The sequence below is a fragment of the Pseudomonas triticicola genome, from assembly GCF_019145375.1.
Classification (GTDB): domain Bacteria; phylum Pseudomonadota; class Gammaproteobacteria; order Pseudomonadales; family Pseudomonadaceae; genus Aquipseudomonas; species Aquipseudomonas triticicola.
On record NZ_JAHSTX010000002.1, the window covers coordinates 408,128 to 431,543 of the forward strand.

Below are 23,416 nucleotides of genomic sequence, written 5' to 3' on the forward strand. Positions count from 1 at the left end.
GACCGGTCTTACCAGTTGTCTGGATGGCCCGGTCTTGAGCATTGAGAGAAAAATCGGCGGCTCCGCCTTTTTTCCTGGGCGGGGCGTGAGTCACGTTTTGATGACTGGTACATGTCTTTCGACGATGCTCAGGATGAAAGTGATCTTTGAACGTTCTTCGGTTTTGCCCAGATAGACGTAAGGCAGACTTCTGATTTTTATACCGCCCAGATACGCATGATTTTTCAGTTTGAGAGAAGCAGTTGTATGTACGCCCGTTAAGTTGTCCAGCGTTATAGCGGTGCCGCTACGGTCGACAAGAATAAAAGTGGTCAAGTTGTCAGTGTCTGGCTTGACGGCCTCGACGGTGTCCAGCCAGTGATTGCTGATTACCTGATTGAAATAGTTGCCCTGGTTTTTCACGGTGAGGATGTAGCCGTCAGGGGTATGACCGAAATGCAGCTTCAGCGGTTTTATCCGGCCGCTCTGCTCGTTGCTCCGGATGCCGAGCAGGTGGGACTGATCCCGTGTTTGTGGGCGTCCGGTATAGAAACCGCCGCTGAACAGACTGATGGTAGCCATCGCCGGGTTGCCGTACAGCTGTTCAAGAAAGCCGACCCTGTGGTCGAACATTCTCAGTGTCGCGATGAAAGATTTTTCGATATTGCTCGTCATGATGAAATCCGTTTATCAAGTCGGGTTTCAGACTAAGCGGTTTTCATTTATGGCGGTTTGCAGGTGTGTTGCAAGAGTTTGGTTCGAACAAAGAGATGAACAATCCTGCTGGACGGGATTAGCAGGTTGCTGCTTTATTCGGGTGGTATTTTTTTATCGAATTCATGGCAATAAAAAACCGGCCATAGTGACCGGTTTTTTATTGCGGATTAACGAGGCATCAAGCGCCGTACACCGGCAGTTTCTTGCAGATGGCTTTGACTTTCTCGCGAACGGCGTCGATCACCGCTTCGTTGTTCAGGTCAGCCAGGATGTCGCAGATCCAGCCAGCCAGCTCTTTGCACTCGGCCTCTTTGAAACCGCGAGTGGTCACAGCCGGAGTACCGAAGCGCAGGCCGGAGGTGACGAACGGCGAGCGTGGATCGTTAGGCACGGAGTTCTTGTTCACGGTGATGAACGCTTTGCCCAGAGCGGCGTCGGCATCTTTACCGGAGATGTCCTGCTTGATCAGCGACAGCAGGAACAGGTGGTTTTCAGTACCGCCCGATACCACGTCGAAACCGCGCGCGATGAACACTTCGGCCATGGCCTTGGCGTTCTTCACCACTTGTTGCTGGTAGGCCTTGAACTCAGGCTGCAGCGCTTCCTTGAAGCAGATTGCCTTGGCCGCGATCACGTGCTCCAGCGGGCCACCCTGGGCGCCCGGGAATACTGCGGAGTTGAGCTTTTTCTCGATCTCGGCGTTGGCACGGGCCAGGATCAGACCGCCACGTGGACCGCGCAGGGTCTTGTGGGTGGTGGTGGTGACGACGTCGGCGAACGGCACCGGGTTCGGGTACACACCCGCGGCAACCAGACCGGCGACGTGAGCCATGTCGACGAACAGGTAAGCGCCGACCTTGTCAGCGATTTCGCGGAAGCGCGGGAAGTCGAGAATCTGCGAGTAGGCCGAGAAACCGGCAACGATCATTTTCGGCTTGTGCTCGACCGCCAGGCGCTCGACTTCGTCGTAGTCGATCAGGCCGTTGGCATCGATACCGTATTGAACGGCGTTGTACAGCTTGCCCGAGGAGGAAACGCTGGCGCCGTGGGTCAGGTGACCACCATGGGCCAGGCTCATGCCCAGAATGGTGTCGCCACCTTGCAGCAGAGCCAGGTAAACAGCGGCGTTGGCCTGGGAACCGGCGTGCGGCTGAACGTTGGCGTAATCGGCGCCGAACAGTTCCTTGGCGCGGTCGATGGCCAGTTGTTCAACCACGTCCACGTATTCGCAACCACCGTAGTAACGCTTGCCCGGATAGCCTTCGGCGTACTTGTTGGTCAGGACCGAGCCTTGAGCTTCCATCACCGCTGGGCTGGTGTAGTTTTCCGAAGCGATCAGCTCAATGTGTTCTTCCTGACGCTGAGCTTCTTGCTCCATGGCGGCAAAAAGGTCGGCGTCGTACTTGGCAATAGTCAAATCACGGCTGAACATGGCGGTCCTCAAGGATCGGGGGCAGAAAAGGGGGGCATTCTAACCCAACCGCTTTTGGATGACATATGAAACGACGTCATGTCGCAGACAAGTGGCGTTCATGACAGATGTGCGGTGCTTTTGCCGGCCCGTTCGCGAGCAGAGGGGCATTGATCGTTCCCACGCTCTGCGTGGGAATGCAGCCCGTGACGCTCCGCGTCACCTGCCGAAGCGGACGCAGAGCGTCCAGTGAGGCATTCCCACGCGGAGCGTGGGAACGATCGAAGGCTGCGATCTTTTCGGGCGCGCCGCAGATCGTCAGTCGAACATGAACAGCGCATCGTTACAGAACTGCGCTTCAAACCGTCCCGCCGGCATCGGCCGGCCGAACAGATATCCCTGCACCTCATCGCAGCCATGCTCGCGCAGGAAATCCAGTTGCTCATGGGTTTCCACGCCCTCGGCGATCACCGCCAGGTTCAGGCTGTGGGCCATGGCGATGATCGCCCGGGCGATCTGCGCGTCCTGTTCGCCGGACGGCAGGCCGTCGACGAAGGTGCGGTCGATCTTCAGCACGTCGATCGGGAATTGCTTGAGGTAGTTCAGCGATGAATAACCGGTGCCGAAGTCATCGACCGCGATGCTCAGGCCGAGGTTTTTCAGCCCGGCAAGAATCTGCATCGCCTCGCTGACTTCGCGCATCAGGATGCTTTCGGTCAGTTCCAGCTCCAGACACGCCGGCGGCAGGCCGGTTTCGCGCAGGATCGTCGCGATTCGCGTGCCCAACTGGCCGTCGGAGAACTGCCGCGCGGAAATGTTCACCGACACCTTCGGCACCCGCACCCGTTGCTGGTGCCAGGTTTTCAGCTGTCGACAGGCCTCGCTGATGACCCAGTCGCCAACGTCCACCACCAGGCCGAGCTCTTCCAGCACCGGAATGAAATCCCCCGGCGGCACCAGCCCGCGACGCGGATGGCGCCAGCGCAGCAGCGCTTCGGCGCCGGTCAGGCGCTTGCCGTCGCCACTGAACTGTGGCTGGTAATACAAGACGAATTCGTTCTGCTCCAGCGCATGGCGCAGATCGCTTTCCAGCTCCAGACGTTCCAGCGCACTGGCGTTCATGTCGGCCTGATAGAACTGGAAGTTGTTCTTGCCGCGTTCCTTGGCGTGGTACATCGCCGTGTCGGCGTTTTTCATCAACTGGCTGAGTTCATTGCCGTCCTGCGGACTCAGGGCGATGCCGATACTGGCGGTGACGAAGAACTCGCGGCCCTCGAGCACGAACGGCCGCACCAGGCTGGCGAGAATCTGCTCGGCGACATGAATCGCCCGGTTCAGCGCCAGTTCACGGTTGGAGCGATGCTGCAGCAGCAAGGTAAATTCGTCGCCACCCATGCGCGCCACGGTGTCATCGTCATCGACGCAGGCCAGCAGGCGCGTGGCCATGTCCTTGAGCATGCGGTCGCCGGCGGCGTGGCCCAAGGAGTCGTTGATCGGTTTGAAACGGTCGAGGTCGAGGAACATCAGCACCACCCACGACTTCTGCCGTTCGGCCGCTTGCAGCGCGGTGTGCAGACGATCCTGGAACAGCGTGCGGTTCGGCAGGTGGGTGAGGGCGTCGTAATAGGCGAGGCGGTGGATGCGCTGCTCGCTGGCCTTGCGCTCGCTGATGTCGCTGAAGAAACACACGTAACTGGCCAGATCGCCCTCATCGTCGAGCACCGCAGTAATGCCGACCCACGCCGGGTAATGTTCGCCGTTACGGCGCTTCATCCACACTTCGCCTTCCCAGGTGCTGTGCTCGTGCAACTGCTTGAGCACGTAGCGCAAGTGCGCGTCCTGCTGCTCGTCGACGGTGAGCATGTTCGGCAACTGGTCGAGCACTTCGCCGACGCTGTAGCCGCTGACCCGACTGAACGCTTCGTTGGCCTGGACGATGTAGCCGGCCGGGTCGGTGATCAGGATTGCCGAAGTCGAGTGCTCGAAAACCGTGGCGGCCATGCGCAGATCTTTTTCGGCACGGCGCTGCTGGCTGATGTCGCGACCAACGCCGAGCACGCCTTCGAACGCGCCGTGTTCGTCCCACACCAGCACCAGGCGCAGTTCGATCGGAATCTTGCGACCGTCGGCGCGCAGGCAATCGAAGAGGAACAGCTGCGTTTGCACCTGACTGCGCAGCAATGCCAGTTGCTCGGGCTTGTCCAGCGCCTTGCTGACGCGGTCCATCAGCACATGAATGCCGTTCAGTTGCCCGGGATTGGCGATGATCGATTGCCAGCCGTTCTGGAAAATCCATTCGGCGTTGTATCCGAGCACCGCCTGCACCGACGGGCTGACATAGTTCAGCGAGAGCTTGCTGTCGGTGGAGAAAATCACGTCGCTGATGCTTTCGGCGAGCATGCGGTAGCGCTGCTCGCTGTCACGCAGCGATTCGCTGGCCTCGATCTGTTCGGTGATGTCCTTGGCCACGCCGATGATCCGCGTGACCTGATCGTGCTTGTCCCGCGCCAGCGCCTGTTCACGGATGTCGAAGCGCCGCCACTTGCCGTCGCGATGGCGGAAGCGCAATTGGCATTGCAACAATTGGCTGTAACCGGCGTGACGCTGCAACTGCCGCGAACGATGGTAATAGTCGGCGTCTTCCGGATGCAGAAGGATTTCCCAGAAATACTCGCCCATCTGATGCAGTTCAGTGCGGTTGTAGCCCAGGGTCTGGCCGAGGTGGTGGTTGCTGAAAATCATCCGCTGGCTGATCACGTCCTGCACATACAGATGATCCGGTACGGTGCGCACCACGTCCGACCAGAAACCTTCACGCTCCAGCAGCGACAGTTCGATCAGCTTGCGGCTGGTGATGTCGTTGATGCTGAGGATCACCGCTTTATAGTCGTGCTGCTCGCTCGGCAGGCGCAAAACCATCCACAGATGCTGGTCGCGACCGTTGCTGTTGGGCAGTTTGATTTCCAGTTCCAGCTGCTTCTGCTGTTGCAGGACGGCGTCGAGGATCTGCTGACCGATCGCGCACTGCGGATGGCGCTGGCCATCGATCAGCAGTTGCCAGGCATCGTCGCAGGAGTGCACATCGAGCAGTTGCAGGGCGACCTGGTTGACTTCGGTGACGCGCATTTCCGCGAGCAACTGCTGGCGCTGCTGCGGTTGGTCGAGCCAGGCCTTGAGCTGGTCGCTGGTCTGGATCTGCGCCTTGTCGAACATCTGCTTGAGGCCGGACAGGTCAAGCACGCACAAGGCCACGCCGGTGCCTTCGAAAATATCCTGATAACGCCGCCGGCCTTCATGCACCTGGCGCTGACGCCGACGCATGTTCAGCAGCGCGATCACCGGCAACATCGAAAACGCCAGGCCGAGCAGGCATTTGCCGATGAACGCCGGCAGCAACTCTTCCAGTACGCGCTGGCGGTCGAACAGCCCGCGCAGTTGCCAGTCGCTGCTGCTCAGCGGCACGGTCAGCACGGTGTTGGCGACATCGTCGGGCGTCAGCCCGCCAGCCTTGACCGAGGGCAGCCCGGCCTCGCGGCTGATGATCTGGTGATTGAGGCGGTTTTCCACCAACCACAACGGGCGCAGGGCGGTGGCGTCCTGTTTGGTCAGCGAGTCGAAGAAGGTTGGCGTCAAACGCAAGGCCCAGTAACCGCGACTGCTGCCGCTGGCCTGATGCAGTAGCAGATGCACCACCGAGCCGTCATCGGCATTGCTGAAGTAATGCGCCTGAGCGCGGCTGCGGCGCACCAGTTCGGTCAGGTAATCGGCGTCGGAACTGTCGGTGGCGCTGTCGCTGATGATCCGGCCGGAGGGCGAGAGCAGAGCCATGCTGCGCAGGTCGGGCAGCGAGCGTTGCAACTTGCGCAGGAGCATCTGCTGTTCGTCGGCAGTTTGCGGTTGCTCGACGATCGGTAGCAGATTGAGGGCGATTTGCGCGTTCAGCGCCATGTTCAGGCTGACCTGAGCGGCGAGGTCGGCGGTGTAATCGATGGTGTACTGGCGCTGGTTCTTCTGGGTTTCGCGCAATTGATCGAGCAGTTGCCAGAACAGCAACGCGAGCAATAACAGCACGAGGGTGGCCAGCGCACCCTTTAATGTCCCGCGCAGGGGCGAGCCGGGCGCCGGTGGGGTGCTGCTCACAGAGGCTGGCGGAGTGACATTGGTCAAGCTGTGATCCTGCGATTTGGCTGGACTGGCGCGACGTGCACTATAAGCCGGACGCCCGAAGGGCGGCTAGCATGCCTTGACTCGTGGCGAAGTGCCAGCCCCTCTCGGCTGGACTGCCTTCCAGCATTAAGGTAGCTTTGCCGGTTAGACCGGGGGCGTTCCAGCCCCTACAATCAGACTTTTTCCAGCGCGCACGCATTGATTGCGATCAAGTGAACGACGCGCACAGTCTGGCCAGGCATCGCCTGCGCTCCAATCATTCATCTGTCACTGACCCAAGGTTCTCCATGGCTCAATACGTCTTCACCATGCATCGGCTGGGCAAAGTTGTTCCGCCGAAGCGGGAAATCCTCAAGAACATTTCGCTGTCCTTCTTCCCCGGCGCCAAGATCGGCGTGCTCGGCCTCAACGGTTCGGGTAAATCCACGCTGCTGAAAATCATGGCCGGCGTCGACACCGAGTTCGAAGGCGAAGCCCGTCCGATGCCGGACCTGAACATCGGTTACCTGCCGCAAGAGCCGCAGCTCGACCCAGCCAAGACCGTGCGTGAAGTGGTCGAAGAAGCAGTCAGCGTGATCAAGGATGCGCAAGCGCGTCTGGACGAGGTCTACGCGGCCTACGCCGACCCGGATGCCGACTTCGACAAGCTTGCCGCTGAACAGGCCAAGCTCGAAGCGATCCTGCAGGCCAGCGATGGCCACAACCTCGAGCGCCAGCTGGAAGTCGCCGCCGATGCACTGCGTCTGCCAGCCTGGGACGCGAAAGTCGAACACCTGTCCGGTGGTGAAAAGCGCCGTGTCGCCCTGTGCCGTCTGCTGCTGTCCGCGCCGGACATGCTGCTGCTCGACGAACCGACCAACCACTTGGACGCCGATTCGGTGGCGTGGCTGGAGCATTTCCTCCACGACTTCCCGGGCACCGTGGTCGCGATCACGCACGACCGTTACTTCCTCGACAATGTCGCCGGCTGGATTCTGGAACTCGACCGCGGCGCGGGCATTCCTTACGAGGGCAACTATTCGGGCTGGCTCGAAGCCAAGTCCGATCGTCTCGCCCAGGAATCCAAACAGCAGTCGGCTCATGAAAAAGCCATGAAGGAAGAACTGGAGTGGGTGCGCAAAGGCGCCAAGGCCCGCCAGTCGAAATCCAAGGCACGTCTGCAACGCTTCGAAGAAATGCAATCGCAGGAATTCCAGAAGCGCAGCGAAACCAACGAGATCTACATCCCGGCCGGTCCGCGCCTGGGCGACAAGGTCATCGAATTCAAGAACGTCACCAAAGGCTACGGCGATCGCGTGCTGATCGACAACCTGTCGTTCTCCATGCCGAAGGGCGCCATCGTCGGCGTGATCGGCGGTAACGGTGCCGGTAAATCGACGCTGTTCCGCATGCTGATGGGCAAGGAAACTCCGGATTCGGGCAGCATCGAAATCGGTGAAACCGTGCAACTGGCCTGCGTCGACCAGAGCCGCGAAGACCTCGATGGCAGCAAGACCGTGTTCCAGCAGATTTCCGACGGTTCCGACCAGATCCGCATCGGCAACTACGAGATCCCGTCGCGTACCTACGTCGGTCGCTTCAACTTCAAGGGCGGCGACCAGCAGAAGTTCGTCAAGGATCTGTCCGGCGGTGAGCGCGGTCGTCTGCACCTGGCGCTGACCCTGAAGGAGGGCGGCAACGTCCTGCTGCTCGACGAACCTTCCAACGACCTCGACGTGGAAACCCTGCGTTCGCTGGAAGAAGCCCTGCTCGACTTCCCTGGCGCCGCCATTGTGATCTCTCACGATCGGTGGTTCCTTGACCGTGTCGCCACGCACATCCTGGCGTACGAAGACGACTCGCAAGCGGTGTTCTTCGAAGGCAACTACACCGAGTACGAAGCCGACCGCAAAAAACGCCTCGGCGAAGCAGCGGCCCAGCCACACCGGGTACGTCACAAGAAACTGGCCTGATTCGGGTTGGTTGCACAAGAGCGGAGCCTTCGGGCTCCGTTTTTTTTGCCTGAGTTTTTTCAGTCAACCCAGGCGCGGCGATTCGCGAGCAGGCTCGCTCCCACAGGGGTAACGCATTCCAAATGTGGGAGCGAGCCTGCTCGCGAAGACGGTGTAGCTGTTGGTGCAAGTCTTGAATCTGTGCTCCCCACTCAGGTGCAAAAACGCATCAAAAACCCCTCGGATTTATATGCTGTGCACCATTTAATTTCATAACTGCGACATTTTGCTCTGTTCCTGTGCGCAATTCGTTTGTTACAGTCCGGCCCAATCTCCTCCAACGACAATAAATTTGCCGAGACTTTGCCCATGATCGAATCCGTCGAATCCTTCCTTGCGCGCCTGAAAAAACGCGACCCGGATCAACCCGAATTCCACCAGGCTGTCGAAGAAGTCCTGCGCAGTCTGTGGCCGTTTCTTGAGGCCAATCCGCATTACCTGACTTCAGGCATTCTCGAGCGTATCTGCGAGCCGGAGCGTGCGCTGGTGTTTCGGGTGTCGTGGGTCGACGATCAGGGCAAGGTCCAGGTCAATCGCGGCTTCCGTATCCAGATGAACAGCGCCATCGGCCCGTACAAGGGCGGCTTGCGTTTTCATCCGTCAGTGAATCTCGGCGTGCTGAAATTCCTCGCCTTCGAGCAGACATTCAAAAACTCGCTGACCTCCCTGCCCATGGGCGGCGGCAAGGGCGGTTCGGACTTCGATCCAAAGGGCAAGAGCGACGCTGAAGTCATGCGTTTCTGTCAGGCGTTCATGAGCGAGCTGTACCGCCACATCGGTGCCGATGTTGACGTACCGGCCGGTGACATCGGCGTCGGTGCACGGGAGATCGGTTTCCTGTTTGGCCAGTACAAGCGCCTGAGCAACCAGTTCACCAGCGTCCTCACCGGCAAGGGCATGACCTACGGCGGCAGCCTGATTCGCCCGGAAGCCACCGGTTTCGGCTGCGTGTACTTCGCCGAAGAAATGCTCAAGCGCCGCGGGCAGTGCGTGGAAGGCAAGCGCGTGGCGATTTCCGGTTCCGGCAACGTCGCGCAGTACGCGGCGCGCAAGGTCATGGATCTGGGCGGCAAGGTGATTTCCCTTTCCGATTCCGAAGGCACGCTGTATTGCGAAGCAGGACTGAGCGAAGAACAGTGGCTGGCGCTGCTGGAGTTGAAGAACGTCAAACGTGGGCGCATCAGCGAATTGGCGAGCGCCCATGGTCTGGAATTCCGCGCCGGCCAACATCCGTGGTCGCTGCCGTGCGATATCGCGCTGCCCTGCGCGACGCAGAACGAACTCGACGCCGAAGCCGCGCGCACTCTACTGCGCAATGGCTGCGTGTGTGTGGCTGAAGGCGCGAACATGCCGACCACGCTGGCGGCTGTGGATATCTTTATCGAGGCCGGCATTCTGTTCGCACCGGGCAAAGCGTCGAATGCCGGCGGTGTTGCCGTGAGTGGTCTGGAAATGTCGCAGAACGCCATGCGCCTGCTGTGGACGGCGGGCGAGGTCGACAGCAAGCTGCACGCGATCATGCAGTCGATCCACCACGCCTGCGTGCATTACGGCGAAGACAACGGTCAGGTCAATTACGTCAAGGGCGCGAACATTGCCGGCTTCGTCAAAGTCGCCGATGCGATGTTGGCGCAAGGCGTGGTTTAAGCCGGTTCGATGCGGATCACTTCGATCAGTTGATCGCCGGCAGGTCGCTGCCACAGCACCTCATCGTTGAGCCGGGCGCCGAGCAAGGCCCGGCCCAGCGGTGAGGCCCAGTTGATCAGGCCCTGACTGGCGTCGGCCTGATCCTCGCCGACCAGTTGCACGCGGTGTTCTGTGTCGTGTTCATCGGCAAAAGTCACCCAGCTACCGATTTGGACCTTGTCGGTGGAGGTCGCAGCGACTGCGACTTGGGCGCTGCTCAGGCGTTGAGTGAAATAGCGCAGATCCCGTTGCAGATCGGCCAAGCGTTGCTTGTCGGCCTGCTCGCCCTTGGCCGTTTGCTCGGCGTGCAGGCTCTGCAACTCGATGACTTTCGCCTGCAACTGCGCCAGCCCTTGCGGGGTGACGTAGTTGGGCTGCGTGCTGACCTGACGTTCGACCGGCTGATCGGCCTGCGCGGCGGCGTTGTCTTCGTTGACGAATGCGCGACTCATGAATTCCTCCTGTTAAAGGATTTGGGCCATGGTTGCCGGCATTTGGTTTCAACGGATGTCTGCAAGCGACCTATTGCGAGCGATAGGCCCGCCCGGCGTCATGGTCCTTCTGCTGCTGCCAGGCACGTTCGCGTTCATCCCAATGTTCGTTGCGATATTGCTCGCGATCCCTGTTTTCGAGCATCGCCTGACATTGGCGGAAGCCGTCGACCCAGCCGTCGGCGTATTGCTGGTCCTTGAGATAGCGCGGCACGTTCTTGCGAAACTCGCCGCTGATCGAGCCGGCAGCCTGGCGACCGCTGACGCAACCGTCATCGAAACCGTCGGCGAAGGCCGGTGGATAGCCTTTGGCGATCAAGTCTTCATGGGTGGTCTGGCAACCGCCCAGCGCCATTACAACACCCAACAACCCCACGCACCGCCACATCGCACTCTCCCGCGCCGGTTTTCGGCTGATAGGGAAAGTCTAGAAGGGGATTCATGAGGCGGCTGTCGAAGGCCTGTGAAAAATCCATTGCACACCACAAAGCGCCTGTGGGAGCGAGCCTGCTCGCGAAGGCGTCGTGTCAGGCAACACTACTATTTACTGACCCACCGCTTTCGCGAGCAGGCTCGCTCCCACAGGGAGATTTACACAGGCTCGGGATCAGTAGTGATACCACTTCACTTCCAGCATGACTTCCGTCTCCGGGCTGGCGAGCTGGCTGAACTCGCGCTGCGCGCTCAGGCGCAAACCGAGGTTGCGCGACAGCTCCCACTGCTGATTCAGGCTCAGGCTGCGGCGCACTTCACCGTTGAAGAAGTAATCGCCCTTGGCTTCCAGGCTCAGATTGCCCAGCGGGTTTTTCCACAGTACGCCGGTATTGAAGCCACCGGCCGGGGAAACAAACTCGGCGAAGTCGTTGTTGTGTTCCACGCGCACCGTGCCCAAGGCAAAGCCGAGCACGTCTTCGCCGAATTGCCAGGTACCACCGCCGCCGCCGTTGACATGGCTGACCAGTGTTTCGTCGTCATGCTTGCCCGGCACACGCTCAAGGCCACCGGTGACTTGCCATGACAGCGGTTGCAGCAGCTCGTTGCGCGGTGTCAGCGAACGAATGGTCGCCAGATCCAGTTGCTGCAACTGCCAGTCATTGCCTTCGTACTGGCGCAGCTTCAGTTGCAGGATTTCGATCTGCGCGCCGAGAGGAAAGCTTTCGGCGTTGTCGTTGAGATCGTGATAGGCCATGCGCAGACCATATTCGCCGAACGCGCGATCGCCGCGCGTACCGAGCCCGGCCTGCCAGGTGCGCGATTCGTGGCCGTCTTCGGGCAGACCGGGTTGCGGAATTTCCAGCTCCGGCGCCGGGTTCTTGTTGATCGCCCGCAGCAGTTCGAAACTGCGTTGCGCTCGCTGCGGGTCGCGCTCCTGACCGTTGGCGCGGTAGCGCTCCAGACGATAGGCGGCATCGACGACCAATGCCTGACGTGCGCGCGGCAGGGCTTTGAACGTTGGCTCCTGCAGGACTTTTTGGTCGGCGCTGACTTTCAGGACCCATTGCTGTTCGTCATCGCTCAACGGCTCGGCGCGGCTGAGCAGCTCACGTTCGCGGGACGGCCGATATTCGATGTGCTCGACCAGCCCGGCCTCTTTCACCGCTTTGACGGTGTCGGTGGGGATCGCGGTCAGTGGGAATTGTTCGGTCAGGCGCAGGCTCGGCCGCGCCACTTGCAGCAGTTCCAGCAAGCGATAAGAGCAGTTTTCGTCGAAGAAGAAGTAGTCGAACTGGATCTGCTTGAGCTCCCACACATGTTCGACCATGCGTGCGGTTTCTTCCTGGGTCAGGTTGAGGCGGTATTCCCACAGGTCGCGGTTTTCCAGGCTGCGGTATTCCGAGAGTTTTTCCTGATACGGCACCAGCGCGAACAGCCCCGGATAGCCGCCCATCAAGCCTTTCCAGGCATACAGAATGCTGTTGTCCGAGCCTTCGATGTAGGCGCCGAAGTTGATCGCGTAACTGAGCAGCGAGGTCTTGTCGGCCTGCACGTCCGCCTGGTCGATGCGCAGCAAGGTGTGGCCGAACATCGACGACGGGCTGTTGAGATACGCCGCCGGGAAGATCATCACAGCACTGTGCGGCGAGACGTCCTTGAACCATTTCTTGTATTCGGCGCATTCCGGCGCTGGCAAATCGGAGAGGTTGAGTTGCGCTTTCAGCCAGCGCGTGCGCGCCGGATAGACGCACTGTGCATGTTGCTCGCCGAGGCTGGCCGGGGCGTACAGCGCCTGCACGGTGGCGGCCAGTTCGCGGTCCGGATGCTCGTTGCCATCGGGGGCGAGAAAGAACTTCTTGTCGCTGACATAGCTGCGCCAGCCGCCGAGCTTGGCGGTTTCGTAATGACCGAGGGAAATCCAGAAGCGGTCGTTGGCCAGTTGCTGCAAACGTTGAGGATCGATGTGAGGCGCGGCGGACAGCGGGGCGCAGACACAGAGCGCCAGCCAGGCAAGGCGTTTGAGCATAGTCGGCAACTTAAGTCGAAAGAAAAAATTCAATACCAACAAACTGTAGGAGCTGACGAGTGCAACGAGGCTGCGATCTGTTGATCTTCAAAAGCAAAGATCGCAGCCTCGTTGCACTCGTCAGCTCCAACAACGGGTCATTTGGCAAAAAATAAAAACCCGCTTCCCGAAGGAAGCGGGTGGGGTCGAGCTTAAGCCTGAGTTGCGTACTTGGCCAGACGTGGGTCCGATTTCAGTACTGCCAGGGTGTTGGTATGTACGTCTTCAGCGGTCACGTCAGCCTTGCTGAAGATCTGCTGGAAGTGCTCGTGGGTCACGGCCGCAAAGTGCGCGCGGTCTTCCGGTGCTACGCCCAGTACCACGGCATAGGTGGTCAGCGCTTCGCCGTTGCCTTTGGCCATGTCTTCGGACAGCTCGTTCATCATGCCATTCATGGCGAACCAGGACTTGCCGCCATAAGTCAGCGACGCGTTGGTCGAGCAGCCGTTGGTGCCGGAGGTCATACCGAAGGTAGCGTTACCGGAAGTGCCGTTGGTGGTGGAAGCAAGGAAGTGCGCCGGGGTGCCACGCTGACCTTCGAACAGCATGTTGCCCCAACCGCAATCCGGGCCGCCCGGGGCTTGCGCCATTGCGTTGATGGATACAGCGGTGAAGAGAGTACCGAGAAGAATCCGTTTCATAGCTTTGTTCTCTTTATGTGCATACCAATGGACAGGGTTCTGGCCTTTCGCACTCTGCCTGAGGACAGCGCCGAAAGTGTCAGTGGGCCGGTATTAGTTCCAGCCGCGCAGTTTGGAGTTTAGGCACGTTCCAGCGGTTCCGTGACTTTTTGCAAAATATTTGGAATAAACCTCTGATTTATCGGGACGCGTCGGCCGGCCGCGCGCTTGTCTATGCTTTGTCATGTGGCGCGCCTTGCCAGTGGGGCACGGGCAGCGCCAGAATGCCGCTACCTGCCCCGCCTGATTGTTAAGGAAGCCCGATGCCTGATCCTGTTGCTGCCAGCCTGCGTCTTGCGCCCGAAGCGCTGACTCGTCCGTTTTCCGCTGAACAGTTCAGCTTCACCAGCACCAATGATCTGGAGCCCTTTCGCGGTGTGCTCGGCCAGGAACGCGCGGTCGAAGCCTTGCAGTTCGGTGTGGCGATGCCACGCCCCGGTTACAACGTATTCGTCATGGGCGAGCCCGGCACCGGGCGTTTCTCGTTCGTCAAACGCTACCTGAAAGCCGAAGGCAAGCGCCTGCAGACCCCGGCGGACTGGGTCTACGTCAACAATTTCGATGAGCCGCGCGAACCGCGTGCACTGGAGCTGCCATCGGGCACGGCGGCCTCGTTCATCGGTGACATCAACGGCCTGATCGACAACCTGCTGGCGACTTTTCCGGCGGTTTTCGAACATCCTTCGTATCAGCAGAAAAAAAGCGCCATCGACCGCGCCTTCAACCAGCGCTACGACAAGGCGCTGGACATCATCGAGCGTCTGGCCCTGGAAAAAGACGTCGCCCTGTACCGCGACAGCAGCAATATCGCCTTCACCCCGATGCTCGACGGCAAGGCCCTGGACGAAGCCGAATTCGCGCAGTTGCCGGAAGCCGAGCGCGAGCGTTTTCACGATGACATTTCCGGCCTCGAAGAGCGCCTGAACGAAGAACTCGCCAGCCTGCCGCAGTGGAAGCGCGAGTCGAACAATCAACTGCGTTCGCTCAACGAAGAAACCATCACCCTGGCCTTGCAGCCGTTGCTGGCGCCGCTGTCGGAGAAGTACGCAGAGAACGCCGGGGTCTGCGGTTACCTGCAAGCAATGCAGGTCTACCTGCTGAAAACCGTGGTCGAGCAACTGGTCGACGACAGCAAGACCGACGCCGTCGCGCGCAAGTTGCTGGAAGAACAATACGCACCGAGCCTGGTGGTCGGGCATCCGGCCAGCGGCGGTGCACCGGTGGTGTTCGAACCGCATCCGACTTACGAAAACCTGTTCGGCCGCATCGAGTACACCACCGATCAGGGCGCGCTCTACACCACTTACCGGCAGTTGCGTCCGGGGGCGCTGCATCGCGCCAACGGCGGCTTCCTGATTCTTGAAGCGGAAAAAATGCTCAGCGAGCCGTTCGTGTGGGATGCGCTCAAACGCGCCCTGCAATCGCGCAAACTGAAAATGGAATCGCCGCTGGGCGAGATGGGCCGCTTCGCCACCATGACCCTGAATCCGCAGCACATCCCGCTGCAGGTCAAAGTCATCATCATCGGCGCGCGGCAGCTGTATTACACGCTGCAGGATCTCGATCCGGACTTCCAGGAAATGTTCCGCGTTCTGGTCGACTTCGACGAAGACATCCCGATGGTCGACGAAAGCCTCGAGCAGTTCGCCCAGCTCCTGAAAACCCGCACTTCGGAAGAAGGCATGGCGCCATTGACCGCCGATGCGGTGGCGCGACTGGCGACTTACAGCGCACGGCTGGCCGAGCATCAGGGGCGCTTGTCGGCGCGCATTGGCGATTTGTTCCAACTGGTCAGCGAGGCGGATTTCATTCGCCATCTGGCCGGCGATGAAATGACCGACGCCGGCCATATCGAACGCGCCCTGAAAGCCAAGGCCACTCGCACCGGGCGGGTCTCGGCGCGGATTCTCGACGACATGCTCGCCGGGATCATCCTCATCGACACCGACGGTGCGGCGGTCGGCAAGTGCAACGGGCTCACGGTGCTTGAGGTCGGCGATTCGGCGTTCGGCGTGCCGGCGCGGATTTCCGCCACGGTGTACCCGGGCGGCAGCGGCATCGTCGACATCGAGCGTGAGGTCAACCTCGGCCAGCCGATCCACTCCAAAGGCGTGATGATTCTCACCGGTTATCTGGGCAGCCGTTACGCCCAGGAATTCCCGCTGGCGATCTCGGCGAGCATTGCGCTGGAACAGTCGTACGGTTACGTCGACGGCGACAGCGCATCGCTGGGCGAGGCGTGCACGCTGATTTCGGCGCTGTCGAAAACCCCGCTCAAGCAATGTTTTGCCATCACTGGTTCGATCAACCAGTTCGGCGAGGTGCAGGCAGTCGGCGGGGTCAACGAGAAGATCGAAGGCTTCTTCCGCCTCTGCGAAGCGCGCGGCCTGACCGGCGAGCAGGGCGCGATCATTCCCCAGGCCAACGTCGCCACGCTGATGCTCGATGAAAAAGTCCTCGCCGCCGTGCGCGCCGGGCAGTTCCACGTGTATGCGGTGCGTCAGGCCGATGAGGCGCTGAGCCTGCTGGTGGGCGAGCCGGCCGGGGAGCCGAACGCCGATGGCGAATTCCCCGAAGGCAGCATCAATGCCCGAGTGGTCGAACGCCTGCGCGATATCGCCGAGATGATCAGTGAAGAGGACTTGAAAGAGGCCGAGAAGGAACTGGCGCAGGAGGCTCTCGCCGAAGCCAAACCGGCCTGATCAGTTCACGCCAGACCCTGTGGGAGCGAGCCTGCTCGCGAAAGCGCTGTATCAGTCGACGAATGAGTTGGCTGATTCATCGTCTTCGCGAGCAGGCTCGCTCCCACAGTGCTTTTCCAGATTGATCTCTGCGGGGATCTTCGGGGAATGTGCCACTACTCTGACGCCAATATTCACACAATGACCATTCGGCGCCTTCTGGTTCCATTCGGCTTGCGCGGGACACTTTTCTTCTATTCTCAGGTCAAGGATATCGACAGTATCACTGGATCGAGCCAGTCCTCCCGTGGGGGCTGAATACCGGCTTTACCGAGGGTCGCCGCCATGTCGCGCAACCTCTGTCTCACCCGTCAATGCCTGGGTCTGGTGACCCGGATCGAATGCGCCGTCAAGCCGCTGGCCGGCGACAATGGCATGTGGACGCTGCTCTTCGCGGCCGGCATGGCCGGCGAACAACCTTCCGCGATCAAAGCCCAAGGCCCGTTTCACGGCCCGGTCGCGGCCGAGTCGATTCTCGACACCATCGTTGAAAGCCTGACCTTGCATGGTTACGAACTGGCCGATGATCCGCAGATCTGGAGCTTGCATCTGCAAGCGCAGTTGCGGCAGATCAACGGCGGCCGTGGGCGCAGTCTCAACGGTTAAGGCGTTGTCTGGTCCACCGGCGCCTTGTCGAGCTTGACCTCAAAGCCGTATTGCACGGTGGCGAGGTCGGTGCGCTGATAGGTTTCCACGCGAGTCGGGCGACCATAAAAGTAGTGCACGCCGAGTAGCGCCGGGCCTTCGGTGCTGGCGTCGTGGCTGACCGAAAGAATCTGCTTGAGGTAGTGGCCACTGTCGTCCTTGACGAAGAAACGCCATTCGTTGGCCGGGAAGGTTTTCAGGTCGACCACCAGTGTGTTGTCCTTGATCGCCAGGCCTTTGGGCAATGACTGCGCGTCGTAGGATTGCTTGGCCACAGTCGCCAGGAACAACGGCATCGAGCCCACGGCAATCGCCGGGGTTTCCGGAAACAGGTTCAGATCATAAGTAATCGTCGCTTGCAGCGGATCGACCTGGTACGCCTCGGGCGGCAGTTCGATCGGCTCGTCGAGTTTGCCGCCGCGCTTTTCCGTGAAGAAGGTCACGGGACTGACGCCGGGGTTGAGTTCGTCGCCAAGCAATTCGTCATTGAAGGTGCGGCGGTGGGAAAACTCGATACGCGCCGCGCTCGGCTCTTCCACCGATTGGTGAATGCGCACGCCGGCCTTCAATTGTTCCTCAGTCAGGTCCGCGCCTTTCAGCCAGTTGGCGGCGAGATCGTCATACACCACCACGGGCAGGTCCAGCGGCTGCACGGCTTTGGCCGTGGTGTGCGGATTGAAGGTGCGCACCGGCAGGTCCAGGGATTTGCGCGTCACCGTTGCCGAGGAGAAGTCGAGCACGCTGACTTCCAGTGTGTCGATCGGGCCGTGGAAATACACCTTGTTGTAGCGGCGCGGGTGGTCTTTCTCGAAGGCTTGCTGGTCGTCGCTGAGCTGTTTTTCCAGGGTGTCGCTCCAGCTCTTCTGCTTCTGTAACTGCGTCAGTTGCTTCTGGTAAAACTCGACCTGCTCCGGGCTTTCGTTGATCGAACCGGCGCGCACCAAGTATTGGCCACTGGCGTCGCGGGCCTGGACGATCAGCGGATTGATCCGGGTTTCGGCGACTTCTGCCGCCAGCGGCAGGCTGTTGCTGACTTCGACCTCGGCATAGTTCTTTTCCAGCTTGAGCAGTTTGACGCTGAGGTTGTCATTGGTGCGAGTCTGGCCGACGTCTTTCTGCGTCAGGTCAAAGCTGTACAAGCGCCGTGGCGCGATGACTTCGACCTGGCCTTGCAGGCTGACCGGTTGCGGCAGGCTTTTCTTGTCGACGTTGAGACCATCGATGAACGGGTAGGTCACCGTCAGGTCATCGGGGTTGGTCACGTTGGAGCTGGACGGGCTGAGCTGAATGCCCGGATCGGTTTCCGACCACTCCGGCTGCCAGGCGATCACGCGTTTGTTGCTCAACGTGACCGAGTGCCACTCGATGCCGTGCGGGAACAGAAAACCGCCGGGAATGTTCAGGTTGAACGGGAATACCGGTTGCAGATCGGTGAGGTAATCCGAGCTGGCGTCCTTGTGCAGCACGAACAGACCGTTGATGAAGGTATCGACCAGCGCTTGCGGGGTAGGGTAGTGCTTGAGCACGGCGAGGGCGTCGGCACCGTATTCGGTATGCGGGGTGATGTCGTCGAGCTTGAGCCGGGCCCGTTCGAGCAACAGCAGCGAACCGCCGAGTTCGGTGATGGCGTCCTTGAGCTTGGGATCGCTGATCGTGTCCAGTGACTGTTCGAAGGTGGCGGTCTTTTCGTCGAGGTTGGCGACTTGTTTTTCATCGCCGGGCGAGCAACCGCCGATGAGCAAGGCGAGGCAGATACCGGCAGTCGTCAAGGCTGATCGCACATCCATTTCCACGCGTCCTGTCCACTGTCATTGGGCTGTCAATGCTTTGGACACTAGCAGAAAAACTTTGTCACACACACGCAGGTGGCGGATTTTCCGGCGGTTTCTGGCTGTCACAGCGGGCTGTTATACTCGCCGCCATTTCCAGCCCCTTGTGTGAGAGTCAATGGAACGCTTTATCGAAAATGCAATGTACGCCACCCGCTGGCTGCTGGCGCCGATCTACATCGGCCTGTCCCTCGGTCTGCTGGCGCTGGCATTGAAGTTCTTCCAGGAAATCATCCATATCCTGCCCAATGTCTTCGCCATGGCTGAATCGGATCTGATCTTGGTGCTGCTGTCGCTGATCGACATGGCGCTGGTGGGAGGTCTGCTGGTGATGGTGATGATTTCCGGCTACGAGAACTTCGTCTCGCAACTGGACATCGACGAAGGCAAAGAGAAGCTCAGCTGGCTGGGTACCATGGACTCGTCGTCGCTGAAGATGAAAGTCGCGGCGTCGATCGTGGCGATTTCTTCGATCCACCTGCTGCGCATCTTCATGGATGCCAAGAACGTCGATCCTGAGCATCTGATGTGGTATGTGATCATTCACATGACTTTTGTGGTGTCCGCGTTTGCCATGGGTTACCTGGACAAGGTCACCAAGCACTGATCGGCCGATCAAGGCAAAAAAACCGCCCGTCTGTTGCGAAACAGACGGGCGGTTTCGTTTGTGGCTTGTGCTTTCAAGCGCAGCGGCCTATGCCTGTAACGGTGCGATTCGCCACGGTGTGAGGTGCTTCCATGAACCTGCAAGAGTTGAACGCGTTTGCTGTTGCCAGGAAGGTCGACGAGTTAAACCTGATCTCGATGGAAGGGGGCATTTACCTGTTGGAAGCGAGGATGCATGGGACGGCGTATCCGTTGAGCGATCTCAAGGGCAACATGCTGACGCTGCGCTCAGTGGAGCACGCGCGGGATCTGCTGCATGCCTTCCCGGTTCTGCCATTCAACCTTGTGCACACCTCAGTCCATGACGAAATGTGCGGGCTGGTCGCTGACCTCGATGAAAGCCTGAAAGTGCCGCTCGCCTGGCGCTCGGCCCTGTAGGCCCGGCCCCAAGTCCGGGGTATCTGTGCTAGTCTGCTCGCCCTTTTGGTTCCGGGCGCGCCGGGACGCGCTGTGCACGCACGGCAAGTCCTGTGGCCGTCCGCACAGCGGAGCAGTGTCATGTCCGAAGTAAATCTGTCCACCGACGAAACCCGCGTCAGCTACGGTATCGGCCGTCAACTCGGCGACCAGCTGCGCGACAACCCGCCACCGGGTGTCAGCCTGGACGCGATCCTGGCCGGTCTGACCGACGCTTTCGCCGGCAAGCCAAGCCGTGTTGGCCAGGAAGAAATGTCCGCCAGCTTCAAAGTGATCCGCGAGATCATGCAAGCCGAAGCAGCTGCCAAGGCTGAAGCCGCGGCTGGCGAAGGCCTGGCCTTCCTCGCCGAAAACGCCAAGCGTGACGGCATTACCACCCTGGCTTCCGGCCTGCAATTCGAAGTGCTGACTCAGGGCGACGGCGCCAAGCCGACCCGTGAAGACCAGGTGCGTACGCATTACCACGGAACCCTGATCGACGGCACTGTGTTCGACAGCTCCTACGAGCGCGGCCAGCCTGCAGAATTCCCGGTTGGCGGCGTGATCGCTGGCTGGACCGAAGCGCTGCAACTGATGAATGCCGGCAGCAAATGGCGCCTGTACGTGCCGAGCGAACTGGCTTACGGCGCCCAAGGCGTCGGCAGCATCCCGCCGCACAGCGTTCTGGTGTTCGACGTCGAGCTGCTCGACGTTCTGTAATACCGAGCCTGCCTTGATGGCAGGCTAACCCTGTGGGAACGAGCCTGTTCGCGAAGGCGGTGTGTCAGTCAACTCAATCGTCGACTGCAAATCCGTCTTCGCGAGCAGGCTCGCTCCCACAGGTTTTGTACTACCGCTCATATTTCGATCTTGTTGTGCAGCTCATTGGTCGGGCGCAACGCCCGGGCATAGCAGAACAGGAACAGATTGCGCACCAGCTCCTTGAGCACCAGCGGCTCGCTGGAATTGAGGCTGCTGACGTCCAGATCGCCTTGATCCTGCAGCTCATGCAAGGCTTCTTCTTCAAGCACCGCACAGACTTCGCCGGTTTCCCGATGGAGGATTCTGAGGTACGGGTGTGGGCGATCCAGCCAAGCGTCGATCAAATAAGTCATGGGTCTCATCTCCTTGAAAGGTTTCAATGAGAATAATTCTTATTCATCAAATAGCAAGTGCCTATTGGCGGATCGTGGAGTTTTCCGGGTAAAGGTTGTGTCAGGTCAAAATGACTGGCTGATGGCCATGCGCGGATTCATTGAGCCGAAGGGGGGAGGGCAAAGCTCCATCCCACGGCTGGCGCAGGATGGATGACGCAAGGCTCAGACTTTTCTGACGAACTCGGATTTGAGCTTCATCGGACCGATGCCGTCGATCTTGCAGTCGATGTCGTGATCGCCATCGCACAGGCGGATATTCTTGACCTTGGTGCCGACCTTGACCACCAGCGACGTGCCCTTGACCTTGAGGTCCTTGATCACGGTGATGGTGTCGCCGTCCTGCAGGACGTTGCCGACCGAATCTTTCTTCACGGCATCATCGGCCGCCACTTCGGCTTCGCCGCTGGCAGACCACTCGTGGGCGCACTCGGGGCAGACCAGTTGGGTGCCGTCTTCGTAGGTGTATTCGGAATTGCATTTCGGGCAGGGTGGCAACGTGCTCACTAAGGTTCCTTGGGTATCAGGAGGGCTAAAGGGCGCACATTGTATAGGGTTTTACGCGGAGGAGGGCATAGCGCAGAAACAACTGTGGGAGCGAGCCTGCTCGCGAAGGCTTCCTGCCAGACAACATAACTGTCAGCTGGCAGAACGCTTTCGCGAGCAGGCTCGCTCCCACAGGGGATGAATCAGTGCGTGCGGGCTACCGCGAACTCGCTCAGTTCCACCAGCGCATCGCGGTATTCGCTGGCCGGCAGCGCCTCGAGGCACTTGATCGCGCGGGCCACGTAATCGCGGGCCAGTTGCGCGGTGTACTCCAGCGAGCCGGACGCTTCGACGGCGATGCGGATGCTTTCGAGGTCTTCGATCCCGCCTTTCTGGATCGCCTGACGCACCAGTGCCGCCTGTTCGGCCGTACCTTCGCGCATGGTGTAGATCAGCGGCAGGGTCGGCTTGCCTTCGGCCAGATCGTCGCCGACGTTCTTGCCCAGGGTTTCCGCGTCGCCTTTGTAGTCGAGCAGGTCATCTACCAGCTGGAACGCCACACCCAGGTGATCGCCGAACGTGCGCAGGGCTTCACTCTGCTCGGCGGTCGCGCCAGCCAAGGCGGCGGCGCTGTGGGTCGACGCTTCGAAGAGCATCGCAGTCTTGCCGCGGATGACTTCCATGTAGGTTTCTTCGCTGGTGCTGGCGTCACGCACCTTGGACAGCTGCAACACTTCGCCTTCAGCGATGATCCGTGTGGCTTGAGACAAAATCTTCATCACCGGCATCGAGCCCAGTTCGACCATCATTTCGAACGAACGCGAATACAGGAAATCGCCGACCAGCACGCTCGGGGCGTTGCCCCACATGGCGTTGGCGGTCGAGCGGCCACGGCGCATGCCGGACATGTCGACGACGTCGTCATGCAGCAGGGTCGCGGTGTGCAGGAATTCGATGGTGGCGGCCAGCAGGCGCATGTCGTCGCCTTCGCGACCCAGGGCCTTGCCACACAGCAACACTAATAAAGGACGCAGGCGTTTGCCGCCGGCCGACGTAATGTAATCGCCGATTTTCGATACCAGCGGCACTCGAGACGTCAGCTGCTTCTTGATGATGCCGTCGACGGCGCTAAAATCGTCCGCCACCGCGCGGTAGAAAGCTTGGGGTTGCATCAGCGAGAGTCGCTCCAGAAGGGTTGCGCGGCATGCTAGGACCCCCACCCAGACCTGTCAAGGCACGATCAGGCACTGTGAAAGCTGCTGCGCTCGGCAATCCTGCGTCAAAAACAGGCTCGGAATGCTCATTTACAACCCGTAAACTCCGCTTCCTCGCCTGTTTTTTCCTTGTCTTGCCTTCGCTCGCGACGCTTTCACAGTGCCTGTCGGCCACTTGCGCGAGGCAGATTGCTTGCGTACAATCGCGCACCCTGAACTTCCTGGGCAGCACCTGCCTTACGCAATTGCACTTGGGCCGTTCCAGCCCCATGCAGCCATGCCAGCCAATACCTCTTCTTATAAAGAGCTGGGTGAGCAGGATTATCGGAGAAATACCATGTACGCAGTAATCGTTACCGGCGGTAAGCAATACAAGGTCGCTGAAGGTGAATACCTGAAGATCGAAAAACTGGAAATCGCTACTGGCGAATCCGTGACTTTTGATCGCGTTCTGCTGGTCGCCAACGGCGACGACGTGAACATCGGCGCACCAGTTGTTGCTGGCGCAACCGTCAAGGCTGAAGTGATCTCCCAAGGTCGTCACGATAAAGTCCGCATCATCAAGTTCCGTCGTCGTAAGCACCACATGAAGCGTATGGGCCACCGCCAGTGGTTCACCGAGATCAAAATCACCGGTATTCAGGCTTAATTACAGCCTAATTC

Annotated in this window: 19 protein-coding genes; 8 read left to right on the top strand and 11 right to left on the bottom strand. The window is 59.9% G+C overall.

From position 1 onward, the window contains the following. Window positions 1-90: 90 nt before the first annotated feature. From KVG85_RS23690 to morA, 3 genes are all read right to left on the bottom strand, one after another. A complete protein-coding gene (locus tag KVG85_RS23690) occupies window positions 91-654 on the bottom strand; it encodes a hypothetical protein (protein ID WP_225926894.1) in 564 nt (187 codons plus the stop codon). A gap of 220 nt (window positions 655-874) precedes the next feature. Beyond that, window positions 875-2,128 (bottom strand): serine hydroxymethyltransferase, encoded by a 1,254-nt coding sequence (gene glyA, locus KVG85_RS23695; RefSeq protein ID WP_016773106.1) that lies wholly within the window; start codon window positions 2,126-2,128, stop codon window positions 875-877. A gap of 297 nt (window positions 2,129-2,425) precedes the next feature. Beyond that, on the bottom strand, window positions 2,426-6,274 hold the full coding sequence (gene morA / locus KVG85_RS23700; RefSeq protein WP_056790520.1) for a cyclic di-GMP receptor MorA: 3,849 nt from the start codon (window positions 6,272-6,274) through the stop codon (window positions 2,426-2,428). Window positions 6,275-6,561: 287 nt separating this feature from the next. Between morA and ettA the strand changes: the two genes are divergently transcribed. Continuing rightward, window positions 6,562-8,226, top strand: a complete 1,665-nt coding sequence (ettA, locus tag KVG85_RS23705; protein WP_016773108.1) for an energy-dependent translational throttle protein EttA — start codon at window positions 6,562-6,564, stop codon at window positions 8,224-8,226. Window positions 8,227-8,574: 348 nt separating this feature from the next. Continuing rightward, window positions 8,575-9,912 carry an NADP-specific glutamate dehydrogenase gene (gene gdhA, locus KVG85_RS23710; RefSeq protein ID WP_217865181.1) on the top strand — a complete coding sequence of 446 codons (1,338 nt, stop codon included), beginning with the start codon at window positions 8,575-8,577 and terminating at the stop codon, window positions 9,910-9,912. Here gdhA and KVG85_RS23715 read toward each other — a convergent pair. The 4 genes from KVG85_RS23715 to KVG85_RS23730 form a co-directional block, all read right to left on the bottom strand. Further along, complete coding sequence (locus tag KVG85_RS23715) at window positions 9,909-10,403, bottom strand: GreA/GreB family elongation factor (RefSeq protein WP_039761720.1); 495 nt, start codon at window positions 10,401-10,403, stop codon at window positions 9,909-9,911. The two genes, gdhA and KVG85_RS23715, sit on opposite strands and share 4 nt — an antisense overlap. Window positions 10,404-10,473: 70 nt before the next feature. Further along, window positions 10,474-10,830 carry a hypothetical protein gene (locus KVG85_RS23720; RefSeq protein WP_217865182.1) on the bottom strand — a complete coding sequence of 119 codons (357 nt, stop codon included), beginning with the start codon at window positions 10,828-10,830 and terminating at the stop codon, window positions 10,474-10,476. Between the two features lie 219 nt (window positions 10,831-11,049). Then, window positions 11,050-12,903, bottom strand: a complete 1,854-nt coding sequence (locus KVG85_RS23725) for an Lnb N-terminal periplasmic domain-containing protein (protein WP_217865183.1) — start codon at window positions 12,901-12,903, stop codon at window positions 11,050-11,052. Window positions 12,904-13,094: 191 nt separating this feature from the next. After that, the gene (locus KVG85_RS23730) at window positions 13,095-13,583 is read right to left on the bottom strand and encodes a DUF3015 domain-containing protein (protein WP_007909797.1); all 489 of its coding nucleotides are present in this window, start codon (window positions 13,581-13,583) and stop codon (window positions 13,095-13,097) included. Between the two features lie 302 nt (window positions 13,584-13,885). Here KVG85_RS23730 and KVG85_RS23735 point away from each other — a divergent pair, with 302 nt between their 5' ends. Both KVG85_RS23735 and KVG85_RS23740 read left to right on the top strand, forming a co-directional pair. Continuing rightward, a complete protein-coding gene (locus KVG85_RS23735) occupies window positions 13,886-16,324 on the top strand; it encodes a Lon protease family protein (protein ID WP_024014367.1) in 2,439 nt (812 codons plus the stop codon). A 324-nt stretch (window positions 16,325-16,648) separates the two neighbouring features. Continuing rightward, window positions 16,649-16,969, top strand: coding sequence for a PA4575 family protein (locus KVG85_RS23740; RefSeq protein WP_016773114.1), 321 nt, complete (start codon window positions 16,649-16,651; stop codon window positions 16,967-16,969). On the opposite strand, the gene KVG85_RS23745 is transcribed toward KVG85_RS23740, so the two are convergent. Then, window positions 16,966-18,795: a hypothetical protein gene (locus KVG85_RS23745; protein WP_217865184.1), complete on the bottom strand. Its 1,830-nt coding sequence runs from the start codon at window positions 18,793-18,795 to the stop codon at window positions 16,966-16,968. The genes KVG85_RS23740 and KVG85_RS23745 overlap by 4 nt on opposite strands. Window positions 18,796-18,955: 160 nt before the next feature. On the opposite strand from KVG85_RS23745, the gene KVG85_RS23750 reads away from it, so the two are divergent. From KVG85_RS23750 to bamJ, 3 genes are all read left to right on the top strand, one after another. Continuing rightward, window positions 18,956-19,444, top strand: coding sequence for a TIGR00645 family protein (locus KVG85_RS23750; protein ID WP_016773116.1), 489 nt, complete (start codon window positions 18,956-18,958; stop codon window positions 19,442-19,444). A 131-nt stretch (window positions 19,445-19,575) separates the two neighbouring features. Beyond that, a complete protein-coding gene (locus tag KVG85_RS23755) occupies window positions 19,576-19,881 on the top strand; it encodes a DUF6482 family protein (RefSeq protein ID WP_024014365.1) in 306 nt (101 codons plus the stop codon). Between the two features lie 120 nt (window positions 19,882-20,001). After that, window positions 20,002-20,619, top strand: coding sequence for a BamJ family beta-barrel-assembly machinery protein (gene bamJ / locus KVG85_RS23760; protein WP_016773117.1), 618 nt, complete (start codon window positions 20,002-20,004; stop codon window positions 20,617-20,619). Window positions 20,620-20,756: 137 nt separating this feature from the next. Here bamJ and KVG85_RS23765 read toward each other — a convergent pair whose 3' ends face one another. The 3 genes from KVG85_RS23765 to KVG85_RS23775 all read right to left on the bottom strand — a co-directional run bounded on the left by KVG85_RS23765 (window position 20,757) and on the right by KVG85_RS23775 (window position 22,711). Next, window positions 20,757-21,014 (bottom strand): PA4570 family protein, encoded by a 258-nt coding sequence (locus KVG85_RS23765; protein WP_016773118.1) that lies wholly within the window; start codon window positions 21,012-21,014, stop codon window positions 20,757-20,759. Window positions 21,015-21,218: 204 nt separating this feature from the next. Further along, the gene (locus tag KVG85_RS23770; RefSeq protein WP_016773119.1) at window positions 21,219-21,560 is read right to left on the bottom strand and encodes a zinc ribbon domain-containing protein YjdM; all 342 of its coding nucleotides are present in this window, start codon (window positions 21,558-21,560) and stop codon (window positions 21,219-21,221) included. A gap of 182 nt (window positions 21,561-21,742) precedes the next feature. Further along, window positions 21,743-22,711: a polyprenyl synthetase family protein gene (locus KVG85_RS23775; RefSeq protein WP_016773120.1), complete on the bottom strand. Its 969-nt coding sequence runs from the start codon at window positions 22,709-22,711 to the stop codon at window positions 21,743-21,745. A gap of 379 nt (window positions 22,712-23,090) precedes the next feature. Between KVG85_RS23775 and rplU the strand changes: the two genes are divergently transcribed. Next, window positions 23,091-23,402, top strand: coding sequence for a 50S ribosomal protein L21 (rplU, locus tag KVG85_RS23780; RefSeq protein WP_007924746.1), 312 nt, complete (start codon window positions 23,091-23,093; stop codon window positions 23,400-23,402). Window positions 23,403-23,416 lie beyond the last annotated feature (14 nt).